Here is a 6,082-nt window from a genome sequence, read left to right as displayed (position 1 = left end):
TAAAAATACATAGATTTTTGACTACAAAATAATATTTGTGAATACAAATGAGTATTTATGCTTATATTATTTTTTACTAAAATATTTAAGATAATTTAGTGATTATACTGAAACTATATCTATAAATTTAGAGGAGGTTTTCCTAGTATTTTCAGGCATTGATATATTACAATAAAAAGTATCTACTCAAAAGCAAATAAATTATGAAGAGAATTATTACTATCTTGGGTATTAGTGCAATCTTGCTATCTTTTACAACTACTGCCAAAGCACAATCCAATAACCCTCAAACCAAAACAACTATATCTGGAGACTCTCTCAAAACAGTAGAAGGCAGATCGATTACTAATGATAATTACCGTACATATATTGATGACCCAGAATCTAGTAATTCTTCTACTGAGGGAATTAGATCTTATGAGCTGCGTCGTCAAGAGCAAAACGTAGAAGTGATTCCCGGAGTCTCTATTCCAGTCAACCCAGATGAGCGTCAAGTAGAAAACCCCCTAGAAGAAGATACTTTAGACGGCGATCAATCTGGAAAAGGATTCAAATTGAAATTAGGAATCTAGAAATTATGGATGCTATCAAATTTTTGGGAATACTTTGCACATTATAGATTCAAGTGGAAATGAAAAGTAGGGAACTGATCTTTATCAGTTCCTCGTTTTTTATCTGGTTAGCTTAACTGCTTCATAAAACTGATATAAAACATCACTGGTTATGACATTTCAATGTTTACTTCCTGCTTCTAAATCGAATTGTCGGCAGCAAGACCTCCACGGACATCAACAGTCAAACCAAGCCTATTTCTATTAGTTTTGAGACTCCACAGATTGACATTCTCCCGACGCTCCCTTAGCAGGAAAGCACCGGTCTTCAAGCAAAGTTTTGATAAAGTCGCGACAGTTTCACAAATTACCTTTGATTTGAGCCATCATTGCAGCGTCATCCCAATAAGAAGATACTTGTTTAATTTTACCATTTTCATTAATCTCAAACACACTAATTCCCTCTGCAACTCCCTGGTTACCATTTTTTCCAACTCCTTGCATTGTCCATTTAACTGCTGCCCCATTATCTACAATAAATATATTGTCTGGTGTCAATTCTAATTTGGCAAAAATCATCGATAATAGCCCAAAGAATTTCTCATAGTCTGACTGCACATTACTAGGTGGCTTACCCACAGGGTCATAGATAACGCCGTCTTCAGTAAAGTTTTCTACCCATGCTTTGGCATTCATCGCTGCCATATTTATAAAGTAAGAGTTGACAACTGCTTCGATAGTTTCTTTTGTCATGTTTGAGTTTGATTTAGTAAGTGTTTATCGTCGAAATAATAGTTATGATACCAAGTTAAGATAATTAGTTACAATCAAAAATTTTTCTGTTGGAGAGCAGATTGAGAATATAATTGATGATATTTAATAATTTATATAGTGGTTCTCTGATGAATGAGATACAGTATTTTTTATTATTGCCTATTGCCTATTGCCTATTGCCTGTTCCCAAAAAAAAAAGAGAGTAATCTTAACTTAAAAAGCTAACTGAGATACTCCCTTGTTTAATTCAAAGTCTTTATTCAATTTTGTTTTTCTGATTTGTCTTGGTTTTAAACCCAATTCAGACCTCCTAAAATATAGGTTATTAACTTGTATTACCTAGAAAATATATCTCTTCCTAGGTGATTGAGGAAAGCAATTGATTAAATACTGGCCATTTGTAACCAATCAAATATTTGGTCTAATTGCTTCAATGTTACGAGACCGTATTGCCAAAGTATCATCGGTAGTTGATTATTGTCTTCTTCCTGATGTCGTAAAGCAGTAGCGATCGCAGAATCTGGGATGGACAACTCCCACTTCAAGAATTTGATTAACTGAGCTTGTTTTGTGGACATGATTAAAAGTTTTCTCCAGTAGTATCTTAAAAAAATTTTAAAACAGGTTTTATTTAATTATCACGATACCTAGTATCAATTATTATTCAGAAAGCCTCAGTGACTCTCATCTTTTAATCATGTGAGATATCTCAGTTGTGTCAATGATTCAGATCACTATTTTGTTCTAGATCATACTTAATTGTAGTGCTGAATGTTAGAGATTCATGAGATTTTTTGATTTAGCCTTGAAACATTTCAATATCTAGAAATTGTTATTAATTCAAGCATTCGTATAGGTCTAGTGGAAAAGTATGCTTTTTTATGAGTAGTAAATATAAAGTAAATATCTGCTCAAAAGACCAGGAACTCGGCATCTTCTACTATCCGATCAAAATTCGATAATACGGAATTACTAGGGTGACGAGCAAGGAATTTTAGAAATTTCTTACAAGAGACCATAATTACATCACCCTCAGTGATATTACCGTTATAAATAATCAAAACTATTATTACTTATATCTGTACTACTATAACTAGATATGTACAGATACAGACATCCAATAAATTACGCATAAATCTATTGTTGACCAGAAAATCAGGTCTTAAGCCTCCCTTTTAAGGGGAATAAAAAAAAGAAAATTCAGTATTTTAAGCCTCCCTATTACAGGAGGTACTGTTAACGAATAACTGTTTCGCTACGCTTTTCATGTCGCGTAGCTCCGACCTAGGAGGCTAACTGAAATGACCTACTTACCTGATTTAGGAGACTGCTTTAATTCTGATTCCTCAGATTTGAGCGCTCGATCTAGGATAACACGAGCTTCTTCTGCTTTCTCTTTTGCTTCTCTATAGCGTAAATTAGCCACAGCAAAAATTTTCAGCATCTTAAAACCGTCTTTAAGATTAGCAATTTCTTCAACTGTTACAGGTTCATCTGTAAATAGTACCTCAATTGCAGAACGAATTTTTAATGCCTCTTCTCTAGACTCTACAACTTTCATTTTGAGTGCCGCAAAATCGCTAAGTATTTGTACTGCCTGAGCAACAGCATCTTCTTCCTCAGAAGTAATCTCTTTTGATTCTTTTGATTCTTTGACCTCAATAAACTGCTCCGGACTAAATCCATTTTCTAATTCTGTCGGTATTTCACCAGAGTCCATCATTTCCACAAGCTTATCCATAGCTTTCTGACGGGCCTTTTCTGAATCTTTGCCCCTAACAGTTATGATTGTATCTGGATTCTGAGGCAAGGTATAACTAACCATAATCTGACTAAACGTTTAGGTATTAAGTATAACTAATATACATTAAAAATAATGATATCATTTTAAATAAAGCTAGCTACAAATAATCAATAATTTTTGTTCTCCTCAATTATTGTTAATGATGAGGAGGCAAATTTCAATAGTAGTTAGCTGATATAAAACCTACTATCAGGGTATTCTGATGTACAAAATTCATAATCTCAATCTGAAGTTTCAATCTCACTAGCAATGCTAAATAGATGGCTCAGAAAACTACAGAAACTATTCCCAGTTAGGCAAATACTCACCTATTTGGATAGTGCTAACCCTACCTCTGAGAATTGTAGAGACTTCACAAATCTCTCCTATCCACAGTGGCAACATCGTTTTTTAATCGCTCGGCTCAATTTAGCATTGTGGTTAGCTTTTTTCTTCTTTTTGACTAGAACTATACTGAATCTAATCTACTTCATACAAGGTAAATATCCTAGCTTAGAAGAGTGGGGAATTGCCATAATTTTAGTACATTTTATTCTACTAAGCTGTATATTTCTGTTGCGAACTGCTTGGGGTCATCGTCATCTGGGTCTAATCTTTTTGAGTTCTTCTTGGGCCGTGACGATGATTGAGCAAATTTCAGATACAATTACAGGAAATGTTAATCCTGAGTTTTTTTTGTGGATATTGACTTTCTCTACTCAGGCAACTTTAATTCCAGTCAGATGGTTCCTCCATCTAATATCCCAAACTACTATTTTAGGTTACTACTTCAGTGTGAATCAGATTATTGGTTTTGATGTAGCATCCTTTGATTGGAATTTTGTTAAGATGTGTTTTGGTATCTTCTGTGTATGTTTAATTTGTGACCTCTCAGTATATTTATATGAGTCTTTGCAAAAAACTGAATTTAATACCAAATTACAACTAGAAATAGCATATCAAAAACTACATTCGGCTGAAGCCAGGTATCGCAGCATTCTTGAGAACTCGGTTGAAGGTATTTTTCAGTCTACACCAGATGGACGCTATATATATAGTAATCTTACTTTAGCCAAGATATTTGGTTACGACTCACCAGAGCAACTAATGGCAAAGGTTAATGATATTGGCAAGCAAATTTATGTTAATTCTAGTCGTAGAGAAGAGTTTCTGAATTTGATTAATAGGGATGGAACAGTATTAAAATTTGAGTCTAAAGCTTATCGTGCTGATGGCAGTATTGTCTGGATTTCTGAAAATGCCAGAGCAGTACACGATCGACAAGGTAACCTCATTGCTTATGAAGGTGATATTGAAGATATTACAGAACGCAAATGGGCAGAAGCAGAAATTAAGAAAGCATTGGAAATAGAAAAAGAGCTAAATCAACTTAAGTCTCGTTTCATTTCCATGGCATCCCATGAATTCCGTACTCCTTTAACTACCATATTAGCTTCCGCAGAAGCATTAGAACACTACGGTCATAAATGGAATGAAGAAAAAAAACGGACTTATTTGCATCGTATTCAAGCTACAGCTCAACACATGACAGGGTTGGTTAATGACATATTAGTTATTGGCAAGACAGAATCAGGTAATTTTGATTTTAACCCAGCACCATTAGATTTAGAAAGGTTCTGTCAAGATACTATAGAAGATATTAAACTCAGCATTGATAGTCAATACTCTCTTAATTTTGTCGTTCAAGAAGCCCAACAATTAATCACAGAAAAATCTGCACAGACAAGTGTTTTAAATAAAATATTGGAGCTTGATTCAAATCAGCAAAATCACAGGCAAAATGATTCTCTGTTAATAGCACAAAATCAGTCTATAGGAAAAATACCTGAAGTAGTTTTCATGGATGGAAAGTTGTTGGAACATATTCTGCATAATTTACTTTGGAATGCAGTCAAATATTCGCCCCAAGGTGGTCAGGTTTACCTTAAACTTTATTACTTGAATAATCATGCAATTTTTCAAATCCAAGATGAAGGTATTGGTATTCCAGCAACAGAACAAAAATACCTATTTAATTCTTTCTACCGCGCTCAAAATGTTGCTAATATTTCTGGTACAGGTTTGGGGCTTACTATTGTTAAAAACTTTGTAGATTTACATAGAGGTCAGATTTTTGTAGAAAGTGAAGTCTGGGTGGGAACTACATTTACTGTCATATTACCATTGAATTTAGCAAAGGAAAATATAGATGAAAAAAATTCTAGTGATTGAAGATGATAAATCAATTTTGACAATCATTACAGATATTTTAGAAGCAGAAGATTTTGTGGTAATAGGAGCAAAAAATGGCAGAGTAGGAATAGAAAAGGCTCAACAAGAAATTCCAGATTTAATTCTTTGTGATGTGATGATGCCTGAAGTTGATGGGTATGGAGTATTAAAATCATTACGGCAAAATTTAGTAACAGAAGCAATTCCATTTATTTTTCTGACTGCAAAATCCACAAAAGCTGATTTAAGAGAAGGAATGGAATTAGGAGCAGATGATTACTTGACGAAACCTTTTACTAGAGATGAATTAATGAAAGCTATTAATACTAGGTTAGATAAAAAAATTATTATTGAAAGAAGAACTCAAGAACAATTAGATGACTTAAGAAGTAGCATCACTTTATCTCTACCTCACGAACTACGCACTCCCCTCAATGGAATTATTGGTTATTCACAATTTATAATTGAAGATTTTCAAGATTTGGAAGAGAATGAAATTTTAACAATGCTAGAAAATATTAACGTTTCTGCTCACCGTTTATATCGACTAATCCAAAATTTTTTACTATACACAGATTTAGAGCTATTATCACGAGATAGAGATAGATTACAATTATTTAAAACAGGTAGTCTTAGTAATCCTAAGTCAATAATTAGAGAGGTTGCTCTAGAAAAAGCAAGAAATTTTAATCGCTTAAAAGATTTAGATATTGCATCGGAAAATGCTAATTTAAAAATTTCT

At 33.5% G+C, this 6,082-nt stretch carries 6 protein-coding genes; 3 read left to right on the top strand and 3 right to left on the bottom strand.

Annotated elements, in window-relative coordinates; all coding sequences use genetic code 11:
* Nucleotides 1-203: 203 nt before the first annotated feature.
* Nucleotides 204-572 carry a hypothetical protein gene (locus F6K22_RS28300; protein ID WP_293105777.1) on the top strand — a complete coding sequence of 123 codons (369 nt, stop codon included), beginning with the start codon at nucleotides 204-206 and terminating at the stop codon, nucleotides 570-572.
* 339 nt (nucleotides 573-911) lie between these two features.
* Here F6K22_RS28300 and F6K22_RS28295 read toward each other — a convergent pair whose 3' ends face one another.
* The 3 genes from F6K22_RS28295 to F6K22_RS28285 all read right to left on the bottom strand — a co-directional run bounded on the left by F6K22_RS28295 (nucleotide 912) and on the right by F6K22_RS28285 (nucleotide 3,150).
* On the bottom strand, nucleotides 912-1,304 hold the full coding sequence (locus F6K22_RS28295; RefSeq protein WP_293105774.1) for a nuclear transport factor 2 family protein: 393 nt from the start codon (nucleotides 1,302-1,304) through the stop codon (nucleotides 912-914).
* 404 nt (nucleotides 1,305-1,708) lie between these two features.
* A complete protein-coding gene (locus F6K22_RS28290) occupies nucleotides 1,709-1,903 on the bottom strand; it encodes a DUF2949 domain-containing protein (RefSeq protein ID WP_293105772.1) in 195 nt (64 codons plus the stop codon).
* A gap of 728 nt (nucleotides 1,904-2,631) precedes the next feature.
* The gene (locus tag F6K22_RS28285) at nucleotides 2,632-3,150 is read right to left on the bottom strand and encodes a hypothetical protein (protein WP_293105769.1); all 519 of its coding nucleotides are present in this window, start codon (nucleotides 3,148-3,150) and stop codon (nucleotides 2,632-2,634) included.
* A 228-nt stretch (nucleotides 3,151-3,378) separates the two neighbouring features.
* Between F6K22_RS28285 and F6K22_RS28280 the strand changes: the two genes are divergently transcribed.
* Both F6K22_RS28280 and F6K22_RS28275 read left to right on the top strand, forming a co-directional pair.
* Nucleotides 3,379-5,340, top strand: a complete 1,962-nt coding sequence (locus F6K22_RS28280; protein ID WP_293105766.1) for a PAS domain-containing sensor histidine kinase — start codon at nucleotides 3,379-3,381, stop codon at nucleotides 5,338-5,340.
* The coding region (locus F6K22_RS28275) for an ATP-binding response regulator (RefSeq protein WP_293105763.1) at nucleotides 5,318-6,082 on the top strand (765 nt) is incomplete at its 3' end. The genes F6K22_RS28280 and F6K22_RS28275, both read left to right, overlap by 23 nt.

This window comes from Okeania sp. SIO2F4 (assembly GCF_010672385.1).
Classification (GTDB): Bacteria; Cyanobacteriota; Cyanobacteriia; order Cyanobacteriales; family Microcoleaceae; genus Trichodesmium.
The sequence above is the reverse complement of the archived record's forward strand: the minus strand, read 5'-3'. Positions and strand labels throughout refer to the sequence as shown.